Source organism: Pedobacter sp. BMA, assembly GCF_001027745.1.
Taxonomy (GTDB): Bacteria; Bacteroidota; Bacteroidia; order Sphingobacteriales; family Sphingobacteriaceae; genus Pedobacter.
The window spans coordinates 88,380-109,644 of sequence record NZ_LECU01000006.1 but is presented as its reverse complement, the minus strand read 5'-3'; the positions used below and the strand labels follow the sequence as shown (position 1 = coordinate 109,644).

The following is a 21,265-nucleotide window of genomic DNA, read 5'->3' as shown; positions in this document are numbered from 1 at the left end:
ATACCTATTATTAGAAACATGCAAGAAACAAAGATATTGTGGGCCGATGACGAAATCGACTTACTTAAGCCACATATATTATTATTGAATGACAAAGGTTACCACGTAACAACATTCACAAACGGAAATGACGCACTCGAAGCTTTTGGTAAATCTCATTTCGATTTAGTCTTCTTAGATGAAAACATGCCAGGAATGAGTGGCATAGAAACCTTATCGGCAATTAAAAATTTAAATCCTGATGTTCCTGTCGTACTCATTACAAAGAGTGAAGAGGAAAATTTAATGGAGGATGCCATTGGTAGTAAAATCGACGACTATCTGATCAAGCCTGTAAATCCAAAACAGGTTTTACTAACCATCAAGAAATTGATTGATAACAAACGCCTGGTGAGTGAAAAAACGTCAATGGCGTATCAGCAGGAATTCCGTCGCCTGGGAATGACGCTTAGTGATCGCCTGAATTATGAGGAGTGGATTGAAACTTATAAAAAGATCGTCTTTTGGGAGCTCGAACTCGAAAAGCTGGATGATCCACAGATGCATGAAATTTTAACCATGCAAAAACAAGAGGCAAATACCCAGTTCTCTAAATTTATTGAAGAAAACTATCTTGACTGGATTAAAGATAAAGATAAGGCTCCGCTGCTTTCAAACGAACTGTTAAAGAAAAAGGCTTTCCCACATATTAATGATACAACCCCGGTATTTTTCATCCTTATCGATAACCTGCGTTATGATCAGTGGAAAATTATCAACCCCTTAATTTCAGAATATTTTAGAATAGAGGAAGAAGATATGTATACGAGTATTCTGCCAACGGCAACACAGTACGCACGAAATTCGATTTTCTCTGGATTGATGCCTTTGGAAATGGAAAAACGGTTCCCTCAGCTGTGGCAGAACGACGACGACGAAGGAGGTAAAAACATGCATGAGGAAGCTTTTCTGGCCGATAACATCAAACGCAGTTTAAGAAAAGATTGTAAGTTCAGTTACAACAAAATCTTAACCTTCGAACAGGGAAAAGAACTGGTTGAACAAACTCATCAGCTGTTGAAGAATGATTTTAATGCTATCGTTTTTAATTTTGTTGATATGCTTAGCCATGCACGTACGGATATGCAAATGATACGTGAGCTGGCAAATGATGATGCTGCTTACCGTTCATTAACCTTATCATGGTTTGAACACTCTCCGCTCTGGGACTTATTGAAGAAAATTTCACAAAAGCAGATCAAAGTAATTATTACAACAGACCATGGAACCATCAGGGTTAAAAAAGCGGTTAAGGTAATTGGCGACCGCGCCACGAATACAAACCTGAGATATAAGCAGGGAAGAAACCTCAATTTCAATGCGAAAGATGTCTTTCTAATTAAAAACCCTCATGATGCATTGTTGCCTAAAATAAACATTAGTAGCAGTTACATTTTCGCAAGGGAAGACAGCTATTTTGTATATCCCAATAACTATAATCAGTTTGTCAACTACTACAATGAAACGTTTCAGCATGGTGGAATTTCATTGGAAGAAATGATTATTCCGGTCGTAACGTATTCCCCGAGATAATAACAGCGTTCTTTTGATAAATCTCACAACAAAAAGAAGGCAAAAGAGATACAAATATGTATTACTTTTGCCTTTATTATTTTACAATGGAAATAACAGCCAATCATTTATCAGACCTGCCTTTCGTTGCTCAGCGGCTCAATGATTTTGCCGGCAGCGAAAAAATTTTCGTTTTCGAAGGCGATATGGGTGCAGGCAAAACCACTTTCATAAAGGAATTCTGTAAAATGCTTGGGGTAGATGAAGTCGTATCAAGTCCTACCTATTCGATTGTAAATGAATATCTTGGTGAAAATTGTTCAGTTTATCATTTCGACTTCTACAGAATAAAGCACATTCAGGAGGCTTTTGATTTGGGTTACGAAGAATACTTCTACGGCGGTGAAATATGTTTAATTGAATGGCCGGAAAGAGTAGCTGAATTATTACCCGATCATTTCGTTAAAGTTAAAATCGACATTCTTGATGATAACAGAAGATTGTTCAAATTCTTAAGGCATAACAATTAATTCTCAATTAATTAACAGAAATTTGCTTATCTTGAACAACCTAAAACTAATACATTTTTAAGCAGCATGGCTACAGGATTACGCGAAGGAATGGCTGATATTGCCCGTCAGGGCTTATTGCAAACACAGGAAGCAACACTCGAAACCAGAAACAGGAAAAACAATTTGAACATTGGAATACCTAAAGAAATTTCTTTTCAGGAAAATAGAATCGCTTTAACGCCATTATCTGTAGCATTATTGGTTAATAACGGACATCATGTTTTACTGGAAAGTGGAGCTGGAATAGCCGCCAATTTCTCCGACGCAGAATATGCGGAGCAGGGTGCAAAAATCACATACGACAAAAAAGAAGTTTTTGAGTCAGATATTCTGGTGAAAATTGCTCCGCCAACATTGGATGAAATAGAATTGATGCACAAAGGGCAAACCCTGATATCTTCGCTTCAAACCGGAACGCTTAAACAGGAATACCTCAAGTCATTAATGCACAAAAAAATCAATGCACTATGTTTCGAAAACCTGCGTGATGAAGGAAATGTGCTAAGCGTTGTCAGGGCGATGAGTGAAATTGTAGGCTCAACCTCAATCCTTATCGCTGCAGAATACCTGAGTAATGTCACTGGAGGGAAAGGACTGATGCTCGGTGGATTTACAGGCGTGCCACCTACAGAAATTGTAATTTTAGGCGCAGGAACAGTAGGTGAATATGCAGCACGGACGGCTTTGGCGCTTGGTGCTGAAGTAAAGGTTTTCGATAGTTCTATTTATCGCCTACGCAGGTTACAGAATAACTTAGGCAGCCGCGTTTTTACCTCTGTAATGCAACCTATCGTTTTAAATAAGGCCATCGTAACTTGCGATGTCGTAATTGGTGCCATTCGGGCCAGTCATGGTAGAAGCCCCTGTGTGGTAATGGAAGAAACAGTGTCCAGAATGAAGCCTCATTCCGTTGTTATCGATATCAGCATCGATCAGGGAGGCTGTTTTGAAACCTCTGAGGTAACAAATCATACTAATCCTGTATTCAGAAAATACGATGTAATCCACTATTGTGTGCCTAATATTGCCTCAAGGGTGCCAAGAACAGCTTCATATGCCTTAACCAATATTTTTGCGCCAATTTTGCTCGATATCGGAGAATATGGCGGATTGGTCAATATGGTGTGGAACAATCCCGGAATAAGAGAAGCATTATATATTTATCAGGGCAATTGTACCAATAAAGACCTTGCAGATATGTTTAATCTTCCGTTCAAAAATTTAGAATTACTGGTGGTTTCAAACCAGTAAATAATCTTATCTTCAATGCAGGAATACATAGTCTGCAAAAAGTAAAACAGGTCAATTCGCTCACGCAAGACGAAATTCTAAAGCTGCATCCTTATGAAAATCAGAATCTTTCTTTTCAGCCTGTTTTTTTCTGCCTGTGCTTTTGCACAAACAAAATCAATACAAAAGCCAGTTGTAATTAGTTCCTATAGCCAGTACAGGGCTTCTGTAAAAGCGAATCCGGATAACGAATTGATTGAAATTAAAAAATCAATTCCCAATATCACACTGGATATCAGATACGCTACTAAAAACAACTTTATGCAACAAGTGATGTACAAGCAGGCAAGGGCTTTTGCGCGGAAACCGGTTGTAGAGGCATTGAAGAAGATTCAGAGAGCATTAAATAAAAAGGGCTATGGATTAAAAATCTTTGATGGTTACCGCCCATACGCCATAACGATTGCATTTTATCAGAAAGCCAGCGATAAGAATTTCGTCGCCAACCCAGCGAAAGGCTCGAAGCACAATAGGGGTTGTGCCATAGATCTTACTATTGTAAACTTGAAAACAAATAAGGATGTAGCCATGGCAACGCCCTATGATAGTTTTTTACCCGCCGCTGCAGCCAACTATGAGCCTGTAAGCAATGAGGTCAGAAAAAACCGGCAGCTTTTAATCAATACCATGAAAAAATTCAAAATGAATGTTTTGGAAAATGAGTGGTGGCACTATGATTTTTCGGGCTGGCAGGGTTACGAGTTGATGGATATTCCTTTTGAAAAACTTTAAGCAAGCTGCAGATCAACTTTCATTTTTGCAGATTAATGTACTATAGATGATGCGGTCTGCCAAAATGATCCATTTTTACCTTTACCTTATCGTCTTTGATGGTCAGGTGAAAAATGTAATCATAATCATCTTCCGTTAGCATTTCTTTAGGGCGTATCCCCCCAAAAGCCTCGATAATTTCAAGAACGGTGTTCGAATGGCCGGCAACCATTATTGTTTTGCCGGTATAGTTCTTCTTAACTGAATCAGTCAAAGACTTAGGTTGTTTATAGGTCAGAACCTTCTGTATAATAATGGAATCAAGGGTTTGCCTTGTTCTTTTATAGGGAGTACTATAAGCAACATCAAAATTTACCTTACTTAGGTAGTTAGCCAGATCCCCAGCCCTTATTTTTCCTTCTTCTGATAAATTAGGGTCGTTATTTTTTTGGTCTGATTTATCCTTTTCGGCATGCCGAACAATCCATATTTCTGTTGTTTGAGCCAGTACTGCTGCAGAATATAGTAATGTAAATGATAAAATTAAAAGTAGCTTCTTCATTTTTAATAAGTTATTTTTTAGCAAGCACCGCCAGCAATTGATCGATATTTTCATCAGTATGCCAGCTACTTAAAACTATCCTGTTTAAAGTTGGGCTGTTTTTGTATGGATATGGAAAGGATGAGATCAGGATGTTTTCTTTTAATAACTCCCTGTCGATACCCGGTGAATTAACCAAAAATACGGGAAACTCAGTTTCATATTGCCAGCCTGTGGAAATTTGCCTTTTGAACTGATCCCGATTTGACCGTAATTTCTGAAGAGCATCAATATAAATTTCCGATGCATGAACAAATGCATACATCCCCGCTGCGGAAGGGGGAGATGCGCCTGAAAAAATTGGACTCTCCTTTAGCTTACTTATGATGAATCGACTTCCTAAAACGATTCCGGCATCCACGCCCAATGCTTTTGCCATTGAAGCAACTACTACCACCTCTGTATTTATTCTGCTTGGAATCTTTGCAATCGCACCCAAACCATTGTTATTGATGCCTATTCCGTGCGAGTCATCAACAATCAAAATCAATTTCTTCTTCACATCAATGAGCGATATGAACTCAAAATTAAATATTTCAGGAAAAAGGTTATTCATCGAATTGCTGATCAAAACCCAGTTACTTTCATCCGAATGATTAATTAGCTCAACAGTTTCATCCTTCCAGTCCGCGAATGTGGCTGCGCTAAAATCCAGTGCTGTATTTAACCAGAGCGCCGGATGCGATACCGGCGAATACCTGACTTTACCGTATGAGCTCAGGGTTTGTATAGCCAGCTGCGCTGCCAGATAACCGCTTGAAATGATCAATGCATTTTCGCTGCCAAACCTGTCGGCCGCAACTTGCTCCGCTTCATCATAAATCCCCAACTGGATGTTGTTATTTCGGCTGGTCCCGTTATTTAACCCATAACGTTTAACACCCTCAACGTACAATTCTATAAAATCTCTGTTTTTAGGCAAACCAAGGTAGGCTGTACCCCCGAAATATAAATAGGTTTTACCATCCAATTCAATTTGGTTTGAAAAAGGCTGATCAATAGAAGTAAAATCGTAACTCATTTATTTCGGGTATTGCTAAAAATTGTCATGGATATAGGTTATGATCCGAACCATTTCAGCACGCACTTCCGATGTTGGCTTAATAAAATTATTATTCATAAATGAATAAATATAAGTTTTTCCCTTTTTAGTGAGCACATACCCGCTTTGATTGTGCACACCTCCCAGTGATCCTGTTTTTCCATATACAAAAGGTTTATCCGTTTTTGGATAGGCGCTTTTCAGCGTACCGGTCTTCCCTCCGGCAGGCAGCATATCAAATAACTTTTCCTGGTTATTAACCAGATGATAGATAGAATCCAGTAAATAAACATTATCTCTTGGCGTAAACAGGTTTTGTCTCGATAAACCCGAACCATCTGCCCATTTCACCCGGTCTGGTAAAAACGATAAGTAGGTTTTACTGATGTGAGCTATCGCTTTTGTTGTGCTTAATGTATCGCCTATTTGATTGGAGCACACCAGAAGCAGGTGCTCCGCAATAAAATTGTCGCTAGGCAGCATCATGTGTTTCAATACCGAATCCCTCTTAGCGCCTTGTAGTGTTTTCGCATAAGTTGGAATTTTCATCTTAATAACACCTACTGGTTTATGCAATGTATCTGAAAGGACATCAATAGTTGTTTGTACGCTGGTTTTATAAGGGTTTTGCTGACTATATCCAGCCTTAACGTCAACCTTTGGATACTTAAAATGGTTGGAGAGAAAGTCTCTTGTTACCTGGAACCCCCCGGTAGTCTTATTAGAATCAAGCTCAAAGCATGGGGCAAAAACTTTTGGTTCAATATTTATTTTTTTATCCGACAAATAACTTGACGTGACCATGTTGTCCATGATAGGCATTTCCGTAATCTCAGGCTGATAGTAATAATCGTAATCATCCCAGCTCCAGCCATCGCCAAAGAAAGTACCAGAATACCGACCCGGTGCAAAAAAAAGCTTTTTGTCTGATGCTTTTAAAAATTGATAGGCCGATTGATCCTTAACCGCAAATTGTAAAAATGCAGGATCCCCGGTTCCCCAGAATATTAATGAATCATTCTTTTCGATATACTTTAGTGCAGGCATTTGCTCCGGAATCATTTTCAGGCTGGCAAAAAAAGTATAAAGCTTCGTATTTGATGCAGGCGTAAAGTATTTATCTGCATCTTTTTGAAAGATCATTCTTCTTGTCTCCATATTATATAAGGCAAAACCAACCTGGTACTGCTTTATTACTTCTGAGTTTTTAAAAGCTTTGGATACTTTTCTGGATATAGTTTTGTCTGCCGAACAGCCCGTTAAGCCTGATGTCAGAAAAATACAGGAAATCAATAGGATGCAGCAGCTTTTAAATCGGAACATGGTATGTAATTAGTTGATAAGAATTAGCAACTAATTTATTAAATTTAATTCAATGTTAACCAGGTATAAGCCAGTTGTAATAATCTGTTTACGCGAGATCATGTTTTGCTGTGGACTATTATTTTGTTTTATAGCCGTGAAGTCGCAGGAATTTTTATTTTCCGGCAATCGCGACAGGCAATCTATAGGGTTTAAAAACATCAAAAATCTGGTTATTATCCCTGTGATGATAAATGAAAAAGGACCTTTTGATTTCGTTTTGGATACAGGCGTTGGTCCGATGATTGTAACTGATTCTTCTATTATCGACAATTTAAACTTTGCCTTGCTCCGCAGAATAAATGTCTCCGGTTTAGGTGCCGAGGCTTTAGAAGCATATGTCTCTAATGACATCAATGCACAGGTAGGCAACGCGAAAATCGAAAATATTCCTACTGCAATTCTTAAAGAGGATTTGTTCAATTTATCAGGATATTTAGGAGTAAAAATTTACGGCCTCATCGGATATCATTTTTTTAATAGTTTTATGGTAGATATCCGATACAGCGCTAGCAGAATAATCTTTTCTTCCCCTCATGCAAAGCTCAGATATAGGGGTAGCAAAATCCCCATTGAAATTGATAAGCTGAAACCTTATGTATATGCACAAGTGGAGACCCCTCAAGGCAATAAAGTCAAATCTAAATTTTTGATGGATACTGGAGCCAGTCATGCATTATCAATGGAAATGTTGGATGGAAAAGCTTTTCCACTCCCTGTCAAAACAATATCGGCAAGTTTAGGAATGAGCTTAAGTGGAAAAATCAAAGGACACCTGGGTAGAATAGCGAAAATTAATCTTGGCCATTTTACATTCAAAAATGTACTGTCTGGTTTTCCGGATTTTGAAACCATTTCCGGAAAAATAGATCTTAAATTTAGAAATGGAAATATTGGGGCAGAGATCCTGAAAAAATTTGATATTCAGCTCAACTACCAGGAAGGGTTCATGTATCTGAAACCCAATCAGTATCATAAACAACCTTTCGAGCACGATATGACCGGCTTAACAGTTTATATCGATCAGGCAGGCTTTAAAAGAATTATCATTGCCGAAATAGACGAAAACTCCCCTGCAGAAAAAGCCGGGTTATGTCCCGATGATGAAATTATTGGTGTCAATTTCAAACCAGTCGAATTTTATACGCTCAACGATCTCTCTGAACTTTTTAAATCAAAATCAGATCGAACCATTGTTTTCGAAATCGTTAGGGCAGATAAGGTATATTTTAAAATTGTAACGCTGGAAAAAAGGATTTAGGGCGTAATTTTATAGTTACAACATCATTTCACCTGTAACAACCGGTTAACTTTAGCTTCTTATTACCAAGCAAACAAATTTTTTATTATTCATGAAGAGAAACTTTAAAGTACTTGCCTTGGCCGGTATTGTAGCACTGGGTGTTGCCGGATCAAATTCGGTCTATGCTCAAAAAAAATCAAAAACACCGAAAGGGAGTAGCCCCGCCACTCCAGCGGCTACACCGGCTGTGCCTAAAAAAGAAGGCATAAAGCCTTTTTCTGAAGTGGTTACCGCAAAAGCCCGAACTACAAACGGCCTTTTCAAAACTCATAAAGTAGACGATAAATGGTACTTTGAGATACCAGATTCCATGATTAACCGCGAAATGTTAGTGGTTACACGCTTAGCCAAGGTTCCTGCAAATGTTAAAGTGGGCAATCAGCAATATGGTGGTGAAGAAATTAATGAGCAGGTATGGAGATGGGAACGCAGAGGAAAACAGGTTTATATCCGTGTACCAAGCTATTCTACCAAAGCTGATCCAAATAGCGACATGTACGAATCTGTTCAGAACTCCAACCTGGCGCAGATACTGGCAAGCTTCGAAATTAAAGCTTACAATAAAGATACTACAGGTGTAGTAATTGATGTAACAGATTTTTACAATGGCGATGTAATGGCCATCGGCGCAACAGACCAGATCCGTAAAGCCTATAAAGTGATCGCTTACGATCCGACACGGTCTTACATAGATACTGTAAAAACTTTCCCCATTAACCTAGAAGTTAAAACAGCTAAAACTTATCGTGCAACAGAATCTCCAACTGACAATAGCAATGCTGCAGTAACCTTTGAATTTAACACATCCATGTTACTATTGCCAAAAACCCCGGTTAAAGCTAGAATCATGGATAGTCGTGTCGGCTTCTTCGGCCAGTCGCAAATTGACTACGGAACAAATGCACAAAAAGCGGAAAGAACAGCCTATATCCACAGGTGGAATTTAGTGCCTAAAGATACGGTTGCATACAAACGCGGCGAGTTGGTTGAACCGGTAAAACCAATCATCATTTATATAGACCCGGCAACGCCAAAAAAATGGGTGCCGTTCCTGATTCAGGGAATTAACGATTGGCAGGTTGCATTTGAAGCGGCTGGATTTAAAAATGCTATTATCGGAAAACAGGCGCCAACACCACAGGAAGATCCTCAGTTTAGTGTAGAAGATTCACGATATTCAGTTGTACGTTATTTCGCTTCAGACATCGCAAATGCCTATGGCCCTCACATTAGCGACCCGAGGACAGGACAAATTTTAGAAACGCATATCGGTTGGTATCACAACGTGATGAACCTGCTTCGAAACTGGTACTTTGTACAAACAGCTGCAATCAACCCCGCTGTACGTAAAGCACAGTTTACTGACGAGCAAATGGGTGAGCTCATCCGCTTTGTATCATCACACGAAATTGGTCATACACTGGGCTTGCCACATAACTTTGGATCAAGCTATGCCTATCCGGTTGATTCTTTACGTTCTAAAGCTTTCACTGATAAACACGGAACTGCTCCATCCATCATGGATTATGCACGTTTCAATTATATCGCTCAGCCAGGTGATGGCGTAACCAAACTACATCCGCAAATCGGCGAGTATGATAAATGGTCAATTAAATGGGGATACTCATGGATTCCCGGAGGTAAAACCGCAGAGCAGGAAAAAGACGTTCTCGATCAATGGACACTTAAGAATGCTGGTAATCCACTTTATTTCTATGGACGCCAGGGAACTAGCCTTGACCCACGGTTGCAAAGTGAAGACTTGGGTGATAACGCGATGAAAGCCAGTACCTATGGTATTGCTAACTTAAAACGCATTTTACCAAACGTAGAAAAATGGACCTACCAGAAAGGTAAAGACTACAGCGATTTAAAAGAAATTTATGGAGAAATCGTTGGTCAGTTCAACCGCTATATGGGTCACGTGGCAACCAATGTTGGTGGCTTGAGCGAGAACTTCAAAACTTATGAACAGTCAGGTCCAGTGTATGCTTACTTGCCAAAAACCAAACAAAAAGAAGCCATTACATTCTTTAATCAACAGTTGTTTACGACGCCACTCTGGTTAATCAGCAACGAGCAACTCAGTAAATTCGATAATGGCGTATTGTTAAACAGAATCAAAGCTGTTCAAACAAATACCCTGAATAATTTATTGTCTCCGTCGCGTATTGCCCGCTTGTTAGATAATGAAGTGAAAAATGGTGCCGTAAAAGCTTACACATTACCTGAGTTATTTACAGACCTGAAATCTTCCGTTTTCGTAGCGGGAAGGGCAGATGCCTTTAAACGCAACCTGCAACGTGCTTATGTAGATCGATTATCAGATTTGATGACGAAAGAAAATGATCTTCTGGCAGGGTTCCCACTTGAATATGCAGCGAGTTACGGCTTAACACCAATCAATGTTGGCCTATCTGATATTCGTCCATTAGTCCGTGCCGAACTGAAAAGCCTTTTGGCTACAACCAAAGCAAGATCTGCTGCTGGTGATGCAATCACAAAAGCCCACTACGAAGACTTAAGTATCAGGATCAAAGATATTTTAGATCCAAAGAAATAAAGCCGGGTGGTTGGGTAATCACTCATTCACTCACCCATTAGAAGGGAGCAGTTATTCAGTTAACTGCTCCCTTTTTTGTAAAGCAAAGAATGTATAATTTCTGAGAGGTTACATAGAGTTTTAATGTGTTTCTTAATTTTATCCAAAACAGGTAACCATGCTGAAAAAAATTCATCTTCTTATTTTCATATCCCTTTGTGGATTTAAGGCTTTTGCACAGCAATCAGATTCTATAATTGTAACTAAAACGAAATGGCAGAAAACTAAAATTGCCAGACAAATAGCCTTGTATCAGCATCACTTTAAACAGAATAATCTATTTGGAGCCAATCAGAATATTTCTTTTTTAGAAGTCAAAAACACAGGAAAGAAGGTTTTTTTTGCCCTTGCGGCCGAAGAAAAAGTTCTGGTCACCACCAGTAATTTCGGAAAACGTGATACTGCTTTAGCTGCTGTAAATGGTAATTTCTTTGATGTAAAGAATGGAGGTTCTGTTGATTTTGTAAAAGTAAACGGCAAAATAGTAAATACTAACCAATTTGATAAAAACGGGGTTAGGGCACGTCATCAGCAGGCAGCCATAGTGATTAAAAATGGAAAAATTGAAATTGCGAAATGGGATGGTACGTCAGATTGGGAAAATAGGATTTCAGCTGCTGATGTTTTGTTAAACGGACCACTGTTAACCATAAACAATACAGACCAATACCTTGATACCACTGCTTTCAATCGTCTTAGGCATCCACGAACCTGCCTGGGAATAAAGAAAAACGGTAAAATTATCTTACTTACAGTAGATGGCCGTAATGATCTCTCTGCCGGGATGAGTCTGTTTGAACTGACCAGGTTCATGCACTGGCTAGGCTGTGAAAGCGCGATCAATTTCGATGGCGGAGGTTCTACTACCCTTTGGATAAACGGTTTTCCTGATAATGGAATTGTGAACTATCCCACCGATAATAAAAAGTGGGATCATGAAGGCGAGCGCAAAGTGGCCAACGTTATTCTGATCAAGAAAAGGTAAAACAGTTTTCAAGGATTCTGATGGTAATTTGATTATTTTAGCCAATATTTTCTATGATGTTTAAAAACATATTATACCCGCTTTTTTTTGTACTGATCTTATCCGCCTGCAACCGTGGATCCAAAACAAGCAATCCAACGCTGAGAGACTTTACTTTTGAACCTGTTAAAGGAATCAGGTACACAGAAGTAAAACGGAGATTTAAAGACGGCTATTCTTTCAATGACCAGGGCTTCATGCAAAAGCCCTCATGGATTATTGAGGTAGTTGCGGAAGATACAATGTCGGCATGGAGCCCGCAGAAGCATCGGATGCAGAATTTTTACCTGCAGTATGATCATGGCAATGTTTATAACTTTGCAGCTGAATTTTTTAAAGTAAAACACATTAGTAAAGATAGCCTGGTTTTCCAGCGCATTCAGGTCGACGGTAAGGTTATCGCTTCAGATGTCCGGTCTGATGTGAATATGACTTTTTACGCCAATGATTACATTAAGACCTTAAAAGCTAAAGCAGAAGAACTACAAAAACCAACAAAAGCAGATACAGCTTATATAGAACACCGTTGTGCCACAGTGAATAACAATAGTGATAGCGCCTTTGCTGCGACAGACCCTGTTCAGTTTATTTCAAAAAGTAAAATTGCCAAGGTTGAAAAAATCAGTACCGTAGATCGCTCCAATAACAGAACTGAAGCCTACGATTATATGTTTCCTCAATACATTATACGGATAGACAGAGCATATAAGGATTTTGCGTATCAGGTAGCCGCGGTTGTCGATTTCCAGGGTGGCATTCACGTAAAAACCATTTATAATGTACTTCCTGAAAGTGTGGAGGCCAAAAAGAAAGTAGCGCAGGGGATAGCTGATATCTACCTCAGAAATTTGTTTGATGTGGCACCAGGTACTACTCTCGGAATCCCACACAATAGCGAAATTACGCTGACTATGATTGGTAAGGCAATTAAAAAGCCTTAATAATCTGATGTTTACAAAATTTTAACGTTAAAATAATGTTAAAAATTATTTTGATTTTAAAAATTAAAACTTACCTTGCGTTCTTAATTTAATATTTAATACAATGCAAGAAGGCACAGTAAAATTCTTCAATGTAACTAAAGGTTTTGGCTTTATTATCCCTGCGAACGGCGATAGCGAAATTTTTGTTCATTCAACAGGTCTTATCGACGAAATCCGTGAAAACGACAAAGTTCAGTACGAAGTTGCTAACGGTAAAAAAGGCTTAAACGCCGTTAATGTGAAAGTAATTTAATTAACTATCATATTTGCAAATAAGGCTTCGAATCAAATCGGGGCCTTTTTTTTTACACTTCTTATCTCCCTCAAATGCTTCCGTCTATTTCCCTGCCGCTTTACTTCTCAGTAAATGATCCAGAAATATTAACCCGATAACGATGTCAGAGAAAATAAAAATATTAAAAGCGGTAGGCGTAAAAAACTTTTTTAAATTGAAGTTCAGATTTAAATTAAAATCCGGCAACCTCAAATCTGAATAATAAACGATATAGGCAAACATAGAAAAAAGGGGAAGCACCAGGATCAAACCTATACCATATATCAGTTTTTTATTAACTTTAGTGGTTAAAGCTACTGGCTGCGGTTCATGAGCAATGCTTTCCATAACATTCCTCGTGAAAGACAAAGAAGGTTCGTCCTGCGATAAGGCATTCAGCGTTAAATTTAAACTTACCAACTGCTCATACTGGTGTTTTAGCTCCGGGTTCGAATGAATCTGATCTGCGATAGTTTTTGCATGAGCCTCGTCCAGGTTCCCATCAATATAATCCCAAAGCTGTTCTTCTATTCTGTTCATAATAATTCATTTACTTCATGTTGTAATAAATATTGTAGCTTATCCTTAAGCCGCTGCCGTGCCCGATGTAATTTTACTTTAACCGTATTCGGCTCCATATGCAAACTCTCACCAATCTCCTCCAAACTTTGCTCTCCCTGATAAAATAAGGTGATGATCGCGGCATCATCGGGTAATAGCTGCTCAATGGCCTGGTTCAAAAAATTATGGATGTCCTTTCTTTCGTAATGATCCGCTTTGAAAGCCGAGATGTGGTTCTCCAGCTGAAAAGCTGTTTCCTCATCGTTAATCGAAGAAGTTGCCACCCGCTTTTTACGCAAAAAGGTCATTGCGGTAGTGTAAGTAATGGTATACAGCCAGGTAGTGAATTTGGAAGATTGCTTAAAAGTGCCAAGTGCCTTATAAGCCTTTACGAAGCAATCCTGGGCAATTTCTTCTGCATCTTCCCGGTTTTTACTAAATCTTAATGCAAGTGTAAATACAAACCGTTGATGTCGCTTAACCAACAAGGCATATTGAGTGGAATCACCACTCAATACCTGCTCTATTATCGCTAAATCTGTAGTCTGCTCCATCTTCAGCAATTAGACGACATCAATCATGATCAGGTTACACCGAATGGTTAAATCATTACGGCAGTATACGGTTGTTGACTGATTTTCACTTTAGGTGTAACCTGGTTAAGAAACATGTAGTCATAATACACAGAACACGGTTCAGGCAAGAGTTTAAATATTAACAGTTAAAAATTATAGTTATGGAAGGTATATTAGTTCCAATTTCACTTTTCTTAGGCGCATTCGCGATGGTATTCGGAATTCGTTATCTATCAAATAAAGAAAAAATGGCCATGATTGAGCGTGGCATAGATCCGGGTATCCACAAAGCAACGCCGAAGCCTTTTGTCAGCTTAAAATTTGGTCTCTTACTCGTGGGCTTAGGGCTAGGCTTATTGGTAGCCTTATTTACGGTTCGGGGAATATATGGAAGCGATTTAACACATCAGGAAGAATCACAGTCTGTTGCAGTTTATTTCGGATGTTTAGGCGTTTTTGGAGGATTCGGTTTAATTGTATCTTATCTGATCGAGAAGAAATGGTTGGATACCCAATCACATAACCCGAAAGTCTGAATTTGATAAGCCGGGTTATTAACATCCGGCTTACCATTTCACCTTTTGGCCATCACTGAGGTTTATTTATAATAGCAACAGTCAAACGGCTGATGCAACTCATTTTACCCCGCTCGTCATAAAGTTTAATATCCCAGATGTGAGTCTTCGCCCCCCGATGTACAATGGTGCAAATGCCTTTCACAAAACCACTTTTTACAGGCCTTAAATGATTGGCGTTTACTTCCAGCCCAACTGCCACATGCTTCTCCGGGTCAATACACATATATGAACCAATACTTCCAAGGGTTTCGGCTAACACCACTGAAGCGCCACCATGCAAAATGCCGGCAGGCTGGTGCGTGCGTTCATCTACAGGCATGATACCTGTAATATAATTATCACCGATTTCAGTAAACTGGATGCCCAGCAATCCCCCGATGTGATTTTTGGGGCGGCTATTCAATTCTTCTACAGTAAAGTTTTTATACCACATGATAACGATCTTTTAATATACCAACATGATGGATCACGTGACCTGCTGCGATAAATAAAATGGATTTAACGTTAATCTCTCTTCCGGAAGCAATCCCTTTTCTATTCAACTCATCCTCATTTAAGGATCGGAACAAAAATAAATTGGCCTTCCGGAGACTCGCAAATTCCTCAATCAGATCCTTGAGGTCACGCGTCGCAAACCGCGCATTTAATACATAGGCATCTTCATCAAAGCCAGGCAAAGGCTGCGCTTCATTTCTTGCAAAGCAGGTAATTCGATAGGCAAAGACACGCTCTGTGTCGATAATATGGCCAAGCATTTCCTTCAAAGTCCATTTCCCCTCAGCATAAGCATAATCAGCTTTCTCAGCGTTCCGCTCAAATAATGCAGGCAGTGTTGTGATCTGCTCAGTTAAAATCTCAAATATCTCCCTGTCAACTTTGCTGATGTAGGTTTCACCCCAGATCGGATATTCATTAGGCTGTGGTCGGTTCATATCTCAAGCTGCTTTTTAAAATAATTCTGAATGTGGTACCCTTACCAAGCTCCGAGTCTTTTACAAAAATCTCCCCACTGTGATAATTTTCTACTATACGTTTGGTGAGCGATAATCCCAGTCCCCAACCGCGTTTTCTTGTCGTATAACCGGGTTGAAATACCGCGTCAAATTTCGATCTTGGAATTCCCTTACCTGTATCGGTAACATCAATAAAAACCTGCTCTTTCGCCAGGTTTTCTATAATATTAATAGAAATTGAGCCCTCGTTTTCAATAGCATTTGCAGCATTTTTAAGGAGATTTTCAATAACCCAATCGAAAAGTGGAATGTTAAGCATCGCACGTACCTGCTCATCGCCCGTAATAAAAAACTTCACTTTATCTGAAGTTCTAACTTTGAAATATCTGATAAAATCACTGATCACGATATAAACGGTATGATCTTCCAGTATAGGTTTTGATCCGATTTTTGAAAAACGGTCGGTAATAATTTCCAGCCTTTTAATGTCGTTTTCCATTTCCGCAATCAATGGATCATCTTCAGCATCAAACTTAGATTTCATGAGTTCTGTCCAGGCCATTAGCGAGGATATAGGCGTGCCAAGCTGATGGGCTGTTTCTTTCGCAAGGCCAACCCAGACATGATCCTGCTCATCTCTTCGCGCCGAACTAAATGCAGCATAAGCTGTCAGCAAAAACAAAAATATTACACCCATTTGGATGTATGGAAAATAACGTAGCTGCGTAAGTATAAATGAATCCTTGTAGTAAGCTTTATACTTCGTGCCCAGAATGTTCATCTCCAGCGGTTTATGCTGCGATTTCATAACCTTCAGTTGCCTCACGAAGTAAAGGCTGTCATAAGTCAACTTTGCATCGGCAGTAATGTAGTTCGTCTTTGTGGTGTCAAGGCCAAAAAATGAAGTGATTACACCAGTAGAGTCAACCATAATAGCCGAAACCTTGGTGTTCGCCCTTACTGTCTCAACAATCGAAGTAAAATTATCGTTGTCCATTAGAAACATGGAACGCTCCTGTATTCTCACCCAAAGCTGAAACTGAATAGCTTCCTCACGCTCCATTTTCTTAACAAACGAATCTGTATAAAATACTGAAGCAATGCCAATTAGGATGGCAAAAATGAGAAGGAAAAACTTCCAACGGCGTTTCTTTTGATATGGGTTCATGCTTTGGGTAGCCAAATTACAATAACAAAACGGAAAAAACATAAAACCATTATCCTTTTTCCAAAAGCAAAATGCAAACTTTTTTATAACAATAAGCCTTCATCGAACATGAAAACGGTATAAAACAGAGGAAAAACTTATCTTTGCAATGTCTTGCGTTTTGTGCTTGACGTTGAGCGCTTAATATGCCAAACGTCAAATGCTTAGCGCTCAAACAACCAATTATGGATAAAAAAGTTAGAGTAAGATTTGCCCCAAGTCCAACAGGAGGGCTGCATTTAGGAGGCGTTCGTACGGCATTATTTAATTACCTGTTTGCCAGAAAGAATAATGGAACATTTGTACTTCGTGTAGAAGATACTGATCAAACGCGCTTTGTAGAAGGCGCGGAAGAATATATTACAGCATGCTTAAACTGGTGTGGAATTACACCAGATGAAAGCCCTGCAAACCCAGGTGCCTATGGCCCTTATCGCCAAAGCGAACGCAAGCCCGGATATCGCAAATTTGCAGAACAGCTTATTAATGATGGTTACGCTTACTATGCTTTCGATACCGCGGAAGAGTTGGATGTCAAACGAAAAGAGATTCCCAACTTTCAGTATGGGCAAACCACACGCATGCAAATGCGCAACTCGTTAACATTAACATTAAGCGAAGTCGAAGATTTGCTTGCAGCAAAAACACCTCATGTCATCCGAATAAAAGTTCCGGAAGATGAAATCGTTCATTTCAACGATGCCATCCGGGGTGACGTAAGTTTTGATACATCTCTTGTGGATGATAAAGTATTGTTAAAAGCCGATGGAATGCCAACCTATCACCTGGCAGTAGTGGTGGATGATAAAGCAATGGAGATTTCTCATGCTTTCCGCGGGGAAGAGTGGCTGCCTTCAGCACCGGTTCACATTTTACTTTGGAAATATTTAGGCTGGGAGGCTGATATGCCACAGTGGGCACATTTACCTTTAATTTTAAAGCCCGATGGCCATGGCAAATTAAGCAAACGCGATGGTGATCGCCTAGGCTTTCCTGTTTATGCCATGAACTGGACAGATCCTAAAACGGATGAAACTACAAAAGGCTTCAAAGAGTTAGGCTTTATGCCGGAAGCTTTTGTGAATATGCTGGCATTATTAGGGTGGAATGATGGAACCGACCAGGAGCTTTTCTCCCTTAAAGAACTGGAAGAAAAGTTCTCAGTAGATAGAATAAGCAAAGCGGGAGCAAAGTTCGATTTTGAAAAAGCTAAATGGTATAACCACGAATGGATTAAAGCGCAAAGCGCCGAAAAAATTGCACCTGAAGTTGCTCTTGAACTTAGAAATGCCGGAATAGATGTGAACAGTCTTGACTTCCTCACTACCGTAATTGATCTCATAAAAGATCGGTGCACCTTGTTGCCTGATTTTGTATCCCAAAGCAGCTATTTCTTTGCCAGCCCTGTAGAATATGACATCAACGCTGTCAAACCAAAATGGACCCAGGAAAAAGTTGATTTTTTCAACTCTTTTGCTGAACGTTTAACACTTACTGATGCAACCAGTGAAGAAGCTGCTTTTAAAGCCCTTGCAGAAGAAAAAGGCTTTAAACCAGGTGAATTAATGTTGCCCTTCCGGATCATGTTAGTAGGTGGTAAATTCGGGCCTGGCGTTTTTGATATTGCCGTGTTACTGGGCATTGAAGAAACAAAGGATAGAATTACAAAAGCATTAACAGCTTTCAGTGCATAGAAATATAATATAGCGGGTAATGCAAATCCAGTATTGCCCGCTTTTCTTTCGCTTATTGTTCAACCGCATATAATGCCCGTCTCCGCTTAGCTTCCGTGTGGTCAGGAACGCATAAACTCCACACCAAGTCCGCAGTATTCGTTTCTTGCCTTTTCGGGATAAAGGGGTTTGCTGTGAAATATGATTTGCATCATTCACCGCATGTAAATCAGGCCCGGTACAATATCCTGAAAATTATTTATAATTTAGCATAACAATTGTCCCTCAGTTACGGTTATTCATTAAACAAAAGAAAAAGCTATGCAATGGTTTGGTAAAGGAAGTAATAATGTAGAGGACGGTAGAAGTAGTGGTGGGGGAAAAACCGTGTTGGGCGGTGGTATCGGTATTATAGTTGTAATACTGGGTCTTATCTTCGGTAAAGATTTAACAGGTGTGGTAAGCCAGATTCCTGCTGGCGCTGGTACTGAAGAGGTGAAAAAAGGCGTCCCTGCCGATGACCCGCAGGCTGTTTTTGTGTCCGGTGTACTCGAATCTACAGAACTTGTATGGTCAAAGGAATTCGAAGCCATGGGCAAACAGTACGAATATCCGAAACTATGGTTATTTAGAGATGGAGTACAAACCGCATGTGGGTTTGCACAATCTAATGTCGGACCATTTTACTGCCCGGGAGATAGTAAAGTATATATTGATTTATCGTTCTACGATGAGCTTAAAGACCGCTTCGGAGCTGCAGGTGATTTTGCACAGGCTTATGTAATCGCGCACGAAGTTGGTCACCATGTGCAGAATCTTCTTGGAATTTCCGAAAAATTAGATCGTGCACGGGGGCAGGTGAGCGAAACTGAATACAATCGCCTCTCGGTTAAGCTTGAATTACAAGCCGATTTCTTCGCAGGCCTTTGGGCACATCATGCTCAAAACCTAAAAGATTTTAGATTGGAAGAAGGAGATATTAACGAAGCATTAACAGCAGCCAATGCCATCGGGGATGATAAACTACAAAAACAGTCAACAGGGGAGGTAAAGCCAGATTCTTTTACCCATGGAACTTCAGAACAAAGGGTATACTGGTTTAAAAAAGGATTCGATACGGGCGACTTTAAACAAGGCGATACATTTAATTCAAATAATTTGTAAAAAGTTAAAACCTTTTTCAATATTCCCTGTTTGTTTACGGTTATGAGATATTTGTCTCTAAACCAAACATAATTATCCCAGCTTCTTATTTGTTTTAAAAAAGATGATTCTTATAGTTGATGACAGGCCTGAAAACCTGATCTCGTTACAGAAAGTATTACAAGCACATAACTTTGATGTCGACACGGCATCATCAGGAGAGGAGGCGCTAAAGAAGGTTTTAAAGAACAATTATGTGTTAATCATTCTTGATGTCCAGATGCCGGATATGGATGGATTCGAAGTTGCAGAAGCCATTTCCGGGTTCAGTAAAGCAAAAGATACCGCCATTATTTTCCTTTCAGCTGTTAATACAGAACTCAAATTTATTACCAAAGGATACCTGAGCGGGGGACTAGATTACATCACAAAACCGGTGGATATCAATGTTTTGCTACTTAAAATCAAAACCTTCTACCGCATTTACGAGCAAAGCAGAAAACTGAACGAAGTGCAGGAAAAACTTCTTGAGGAAATAGAGTTTAGAAAAGAAGCCGAGCATAAAAAAGACGAATTTATCAGTATAGCCAGTCATGAACTGAAAACACCTTTAACGAGTGTTAAAGGCTATATTCAACTCTTGCAGCGAAGCCTCGATAAAGACAATAAGGAGTTGGCCAAAAATCATTTGGATAAAGCCAGCATACAGCTCGAAAAATTAAACGACCTGATTGTCGATTTGCTTGATATTTCTAAAATCGAAAGCGGCAAGATGAAGTTCAATATGCAGCCTTTTTGCGCCGATAATATGGTCAATAACGCGATTGAAATGTTGCAGCAATCAAATCCGGATTTTATCATAACCAAGCTTGGACAAACCAGGGATATGATTTTTGGTGATGAGATGAGGCTCGAACAGGTTGTAATTAACTTTATTACAAATGCCATAAAATATGCACCTGGAACCAACCAGGTGAATGTAACCATCAACATCAAAGACGAAAAACTTTATCTTGCGGTGAAAGATTTTGGGATAGGTATTTCCAAAGAACAACAGCAAAAAATCTTCGATAAATTTTATCGTGTAGAAGATAGCAGCAACAGATTTAATGGTTTAGGTATTGGATTATACATATGCTCAGAAATCATTAGAAGGCACAATGGTACTATTGGTGTAAATAGCACTCCCGATCAGGGCTCTGAATTTTACTTTATCATCCCGATAACCGAAGCAGAAATCACTAAAAATCAAGAATAATT

The 21,265-nt window shown here is 39.4% G+C and carries 21 protein-coding genes; 13 read left to right on the top strand and 8 right to left on the bottom strand.

What is annotated here, in order from left to right; translation table 11 throughout:
- Positions 1–18 precede the first annotated feature (18 nt).
- The 4 genes from AB669_RS12495 to AB669_RS12480 all read left to right on the top strand — a co-directional run bounded on the left by AB669_RS12495 (position 19) and on the right by AB669_RS12480 (position 4,145).
- A complete protein-coding gene (locus tag AB669_RS12495; protein WP_047799662.1) occupies positions 19–1,572 on the top strand; it encodes a PglZ domain-containing protein in 1,554 nt (517 codons plus the stop codon).
- A gap of 86 nt (positions 1,573–1,658) precedes the next feature.
- Positions 1,659–2,081: a tRNA (adenosine(37)-N6)-threonylcarbamoyltransferase complex ATPase subunit type 1 TsaE gene (gene tsaE / locus AB669_RS12490; protein WP_047799661.1), complete on the top strand. Its 423-nt coding sequence runs from the start codon at positions 1,659–1,661 to the stop codon at positions 2,079–2,081.
- Positions 2,082–2,147: 66 nt separating this feature from the next.
- A complete protein-coding gene (locus AB669_RS12485) occupies positions 2,148–3,374 on the top strand; it encodes an alanine dehydrogenase (RefSeq protein ID WP_047799660.1) in 1,227 nt (408 codons plus the stop codon).
- A gap of 93 nt (positions 3,375–3,467) precedes the next feature.
- Positions 3,468–4,145, top strand: a complete 678-nt coding sequence (locus tag AB669_RS12480) for a M15 family metallopeptidase (protein WP_047799659.1) — start codon at positions 3,468–3,470, stop codon at positions 4,143–4,145.
- 40 nt (positions 4,146–4,185) lie between these two features.
- Here AB669_RS12480 and AB669_RS12475 read toward each other — a convergent pair whose 3' ends face one another.
- The 3 genes from AB669_RS12475 to AB669_RS12465 are packed head-to-tail and all read right to left on the bottom strand — an operon-like array spanning position 4,186 to position 7,090.
- Positions 4,186–4,686, bottom strand: a complete 501-nt coding sequence (locus tag AB669_RS12475) for a phosphoglycerate mutase family protein (protein ID WP_047799658.1) — start codon at positions 4,684–4,686, stop codon at positions 4,186–4,188.
- Between the two features lie 10 nt (positions 4,687–4,696).
- Complete coding sequence (locus AB669_RS12470; RefSeq protein ID WP_047799657.1) at positions 4,697–5,746, bottom strand: aminotransferase class I/II-fold pyridoxal phosphate-dependent enzyme; 1,050 nt, start codon at positions 5,744–5,746, stop codon at positions 4,697–4,699.
- A 15-nt stretch (positions 5,747–5,761) separates the two neighbouring features.
- Positions 5,762–7,090 carry a D-alanyl-D-alanine carboxypeptidase gene (locus AB669_RS12465; protein WP_047799656.1) on the bottom strand — a complete coding sequence of 443 codons (1,329 nt, stop codon included), beginning with the start codon at positions 7,088–7,090 and terminating at the stop codon, positions 5,762–5,764.
- 136 nt (positions 7,091–7,226) lie between these two features.
- On the opposite strand from AB669_RS12465, the gene AB669_RS12460 reads away from it, so the two are divergent.
- The 5 genes from AB669_RS12460 to AB669_RS12440 all read left to right on the top strand — a co-directional run bounded on the left by AB669_RS12460 (position 7,227) and on the right by AB669_RS12440 (position 13,294).
- A complete protein-coding gene (locus AB669_RS12460; RefSeq protein WP_053058393.1) occupies positions 7,227–8,390 on the top strand; it encodes an aspartyl protease family protein in 1,164 nt (387 codons plus the stop codon).
- A gap of 91 nt (positions 8,391–8,481) precedes the next feature.
- Positions 8,482–10,995, top strand: coding sequence for a zinc-dependent metalloprotease (locus AB669_RS12455; RefSeq protein WP_047799655.1), 2,514 nt, complete (start codon positions 8,482–8,484; stop codon positions 10,993–10,995).
- A 157-nt stretch (positions 10,996–11,152) separates the two neighbouring features.
- Positions 11,153–12,019: a phosphodiester glycosidase family protein gene (locus AB669_RS12450; RefSeq protein ID WP_047799654.1), complete on the top strand. Its 867-nt coding sequence runs from the start codon at positions 11,153–11,155 to the stop codon at positions 12,017–12,019.
- Positions 12,020–12,072: 53 nt separating this feature from the next.
- A complete protein-coding gene (locus tag AB669_RS12445) occupies positions 12,073–12,999 on the top strand; it encodes a hypothetical protein (protein WP_231582669.1) in 927 nt (308 codons plus the stop codon).
- Positions 13,000–13,102: 103 nt separating this feature from the next.
- On the top strand, positions 13,103–13,294 hold the full coding sequence (locus AB669_RS12440) for a cold-shock protein (RefSeq protein ID WP_010599196.1): 192 nt from the start codon (positions 13,103–13,105) through the stop codon (positions 13,292–13,294).
- Between the two features lie 84 nt (positions 13,295–13,378).
- Here the strand turns inward: AB669_RS12440 and AB669_RS12435 are convergent, their stop codons facing one another.
- Both AB669_RS12435 and AB669_RS12430 read right to left on the bottom strand, forming a co-directional pair.
- A complete protein-coding gene (locus AB669_RS12435) occupies positions 13,379–13,855 on the bottom strand; it encodes an anti-sigma factor (RefSeq protein ID WP_047799653.1) in 477 nt (158 codons plus the stop codon).
- Positions 13,852–14,430 carry an RNA polymerase sigma factor gene (locus AB669_RS12430; RefSeq protein ID WP_047799652.1) on the bottom strand — a complete coding sequence of 193 codons (579 nt, stop codon included), beginning with the start codon at positions 14,428–14,430 and terminating at the stop codon, positions 13,852–13,854. The genes AB669_RS12435 and AB669_RS12430 overlap by 4 nt, the downstream gene beginning before the upstream one ends.
- Positions 14,431–14,612: 182 nt before the next feature.
- Between AB669_RS12430 and AB669_RS12425 the strand changes: the two genes are divergently transcribed.
- Entirely contained in the window at positions 14,613–14,987 is a 375-nt protein-coding gene (locus tag AB669_RS12425; protein WP_047799651.1) for a DUF6249 domain-containing protein, read from the top strand.
- Positions 14,988–15,039: 52 nt separating this feature from the next.
- Here the strand turns inward: AB669_RS12425 and AB669_RS12420 are convergent, their stop codons facing one another.
- Genes AB669_RS12420 through AB669_RS12410 form a run of 3 tightly spaced genes read right to left on the bottom strand, consistent with a single transcriptional unit; the run spans position 15,040 to position 17,150 of the window.
- A complete protein-coding gene (locus tag AB669_RS12420) occupies positions 15,040–15,462 on the bottom strand; it encodes a hotdog fold thioesterase (RefSeq protein ID WP_047799650.1) in 423 nt (140 codons plus the stop codon).
- Positions 15,452–15,961 (bottom strand): DinB family protein, encoded by a 510-nt coding sequence (locus AB669_RS12415; RefSeq protein WP_047799649.1) that lies wholly within the window; start codon positions 15,959–15,961, stop codon positions 15,452–15,454. The genes AB669_RS12420 and AB669_RS12415 overlap by 11 nt, the downstream gene beginning before the upstream one ends.
- Positions 15,942–17,150: a HAMP domain-containing sensor histidine kinase gene (locus AB669_RS12410; protein ID WP_047799648.1), complete on the bottom strand. Its 1,209-nt coding sequence runs from the start codon at positions 17,148–17,150 to the stop codon at positions 15,942–15,944. Before AB669_RS12410 ends, AB669_RS12415 begins: the two co-directional genes overlap by 20 nt.
- Positions 17,151–17,374: 224 nt before the next feature.
- On the opposite strand from AB669_RS12410, the gene gltX reads away from it, so the two are divergent.
- The 3 genes from gltX to AB669_RS12395 all read left to right on the top strand — a co-directional run bounded on the left by gltX (position 17,375) and on the right by AB669_RS12395 (position 21,263).
- Positions 17,375–18,883, top strand: coding sequence for a glutamate--tRNA ligase (gene gltX / locus AB669_RS12405; RefSeq protein ID WP_047800340.1), 1,509 nt, complete (start codon positions 17,375–17,377; stop codon positions 18,881–18,883).
- A gap of 300 nt (positions 18,884–19,183) precedes the next feature.
- Entirely contained in the window at positions 19,184–20,026 is an 843-nt protein-coding gene (locus AB669_RS12400; RefSeq protein WP_047799647.1) for a neutral zinc metallopeptidase, read from the top strand.
- A gap of 103 nt (positions 20,027–20,129) precedes the next feature.
- A complete protein-coding gene (locus tag AB669_RS12395) occupies positions 20,130–21,263 on the top strand; it encodes a hybrid sensor histidine kinase/response regulator (protein WP_047799646.1) in 1,134 nt (377 codons plus the stop codon).
- The last annotated feature ends 2 nt before the right edge of the window (positions 21,264–21,265 follow it).

Excerpts from the sequence above, each read along its gene's own strand:
- AB669_RS12475 (WP_047799658.1), bottom strand. The coding sequence starts at position 4,686 with ATGAAGAAGCTACTTTTAATTTTATCATTTACATTACTATATTCTGCA.
- AB669_RS12400 (WP_047799647.1), top strand. The coding sequence starts at position 19,184 with ATGCAATGGTTTGGTAAAGGAAGTAATAATGTAGAGGACGGTAGAAGT.
- AB669_RS12425 (WP_047799651.1), top strand. The coding sequence starts at position 14,613 with ATGGAAGGTATATTAGTTCCAATTTCACTTTTCTTAGGCGCATTCGCG.
- AB669_RS12495 (WP_047799662.1), top strand. The coding sequence starts at position 19 with ATGCAAGAAACAAAGATATTGTGGGCCGATGACGAAATCGACTTACTT.
- AB669_RS12485 (WP_047799660.1), top strand. The coding sequence starts at position 2,148 with ATGGCTACAGGATTACGCGAAGGAATGGCTGATATTGCCCGTCAGGGC.
- AB669_RS12410 (WP_047799648.1), bottom strand. The coding sequence starts at position 17,150 with ATGAACCCATATCAAAAGAAACGCCGTTGGAAGTTTTTCCTTCTCATT.
- AB669_RS12480 (WP_047799659.1), top strand. The coding sequence starts at position 3,468 with ATGAAAATCAGAATCTTTCTTTTCAGCCTGTTTTTTTCTGCCTGTGCT.
- AB669_RS12455 (WP_047799655.1), top strand. The coding sequence starts at position 8,482 with ATGAAGAGAAACTTTAAAGTACTTGCCTTGGCCGGTATTGTAGCACTG.
- AB669_RS12450 (WP_047799654.1), top strand. The coding sequence starts at position 11,153 with ATGCTGAAAAAAATTCATCTTCTTATTTTCATATCCCTTTGTGGATTT.
- AB669_RS12435 (WP_047799653.1), bottom strand. The coding sequence starts at position 13,855 with ATGAACAGAATAGAAGAACAGCTTTGGGATTATATTGATGGGAACCTG.
- gltX (WP_047800340.1), top strand. The coding sequence starts at position 17,375 with ATGGATAAAAAAGTTAGAGTAAGATTTGCCCCAAGTCCAACAGGAGGG.
- AB669_RS12420 (WP_047799650.1), bottom strand. The coding sequence starts at position 15,462 with ATGTGGTATAAAAACTTTACTGTAGAAGAATTGAATAGCCGCCCCAAA.
- AB669_RS12440 (WP_010599196.1), top strand. The coding sequence starts at position 13,103 with ATGCAAGAAGGCACAGTAAAATTCTTCAATGTAACTAAAGGTTTTGGC.
- AB669_RS12465 (WP_047799656.1), bottom strand. The coding sequence starts at position 7,090 with ATGTTCCGATTTAAAAGCTGCTGCATCCTATTGATTTCCTGTATTTTT.
- AB669_RS12395 (WP_047799646.1), top strand. The coding sequence starts at position 20,130 with ATGATTCTTATAGTTGATGACAGGCCTGAAAACCTGATCTCGTTACAG.
- AB669_RS12445 (WP_231582669.1), top strand. The coding sequence starts at position 12,073 with ATGATGTTTAAAAACATATTATACCCGCTTTTTTTTGTACTGATCTTA.
- AB669_RS12470 (WP_047799657.1), bottom strand. The coding sequence starts at position 5,746 with ATGAGTTACGATTTTACTTCTATTGATCAGCCTTTTTCAAACCAAATT.
- AB669_RS12430 (WP_047799652.1), bottom strand. The coding sequence starts at position 14,430 with ATGGAGCAGACTACAGATTTAGCGATAATAGAGCAGGTATTGAGTGGT.
- tsaE (WP_047799661.1), top strand. The coding sequence starts at position 1,659 with ATGGAAATAACAGCCAATCATTTATCAGACCTGCCTTTCGTTGCTCAG.
- AB669_RS12415 (WP_047799649.1), bottom strand. The coding sequence starts at position 15,961 with ATGAACCGACCACAGCCTAATGAATATCCGATCTGGGGTGAAACCTAC.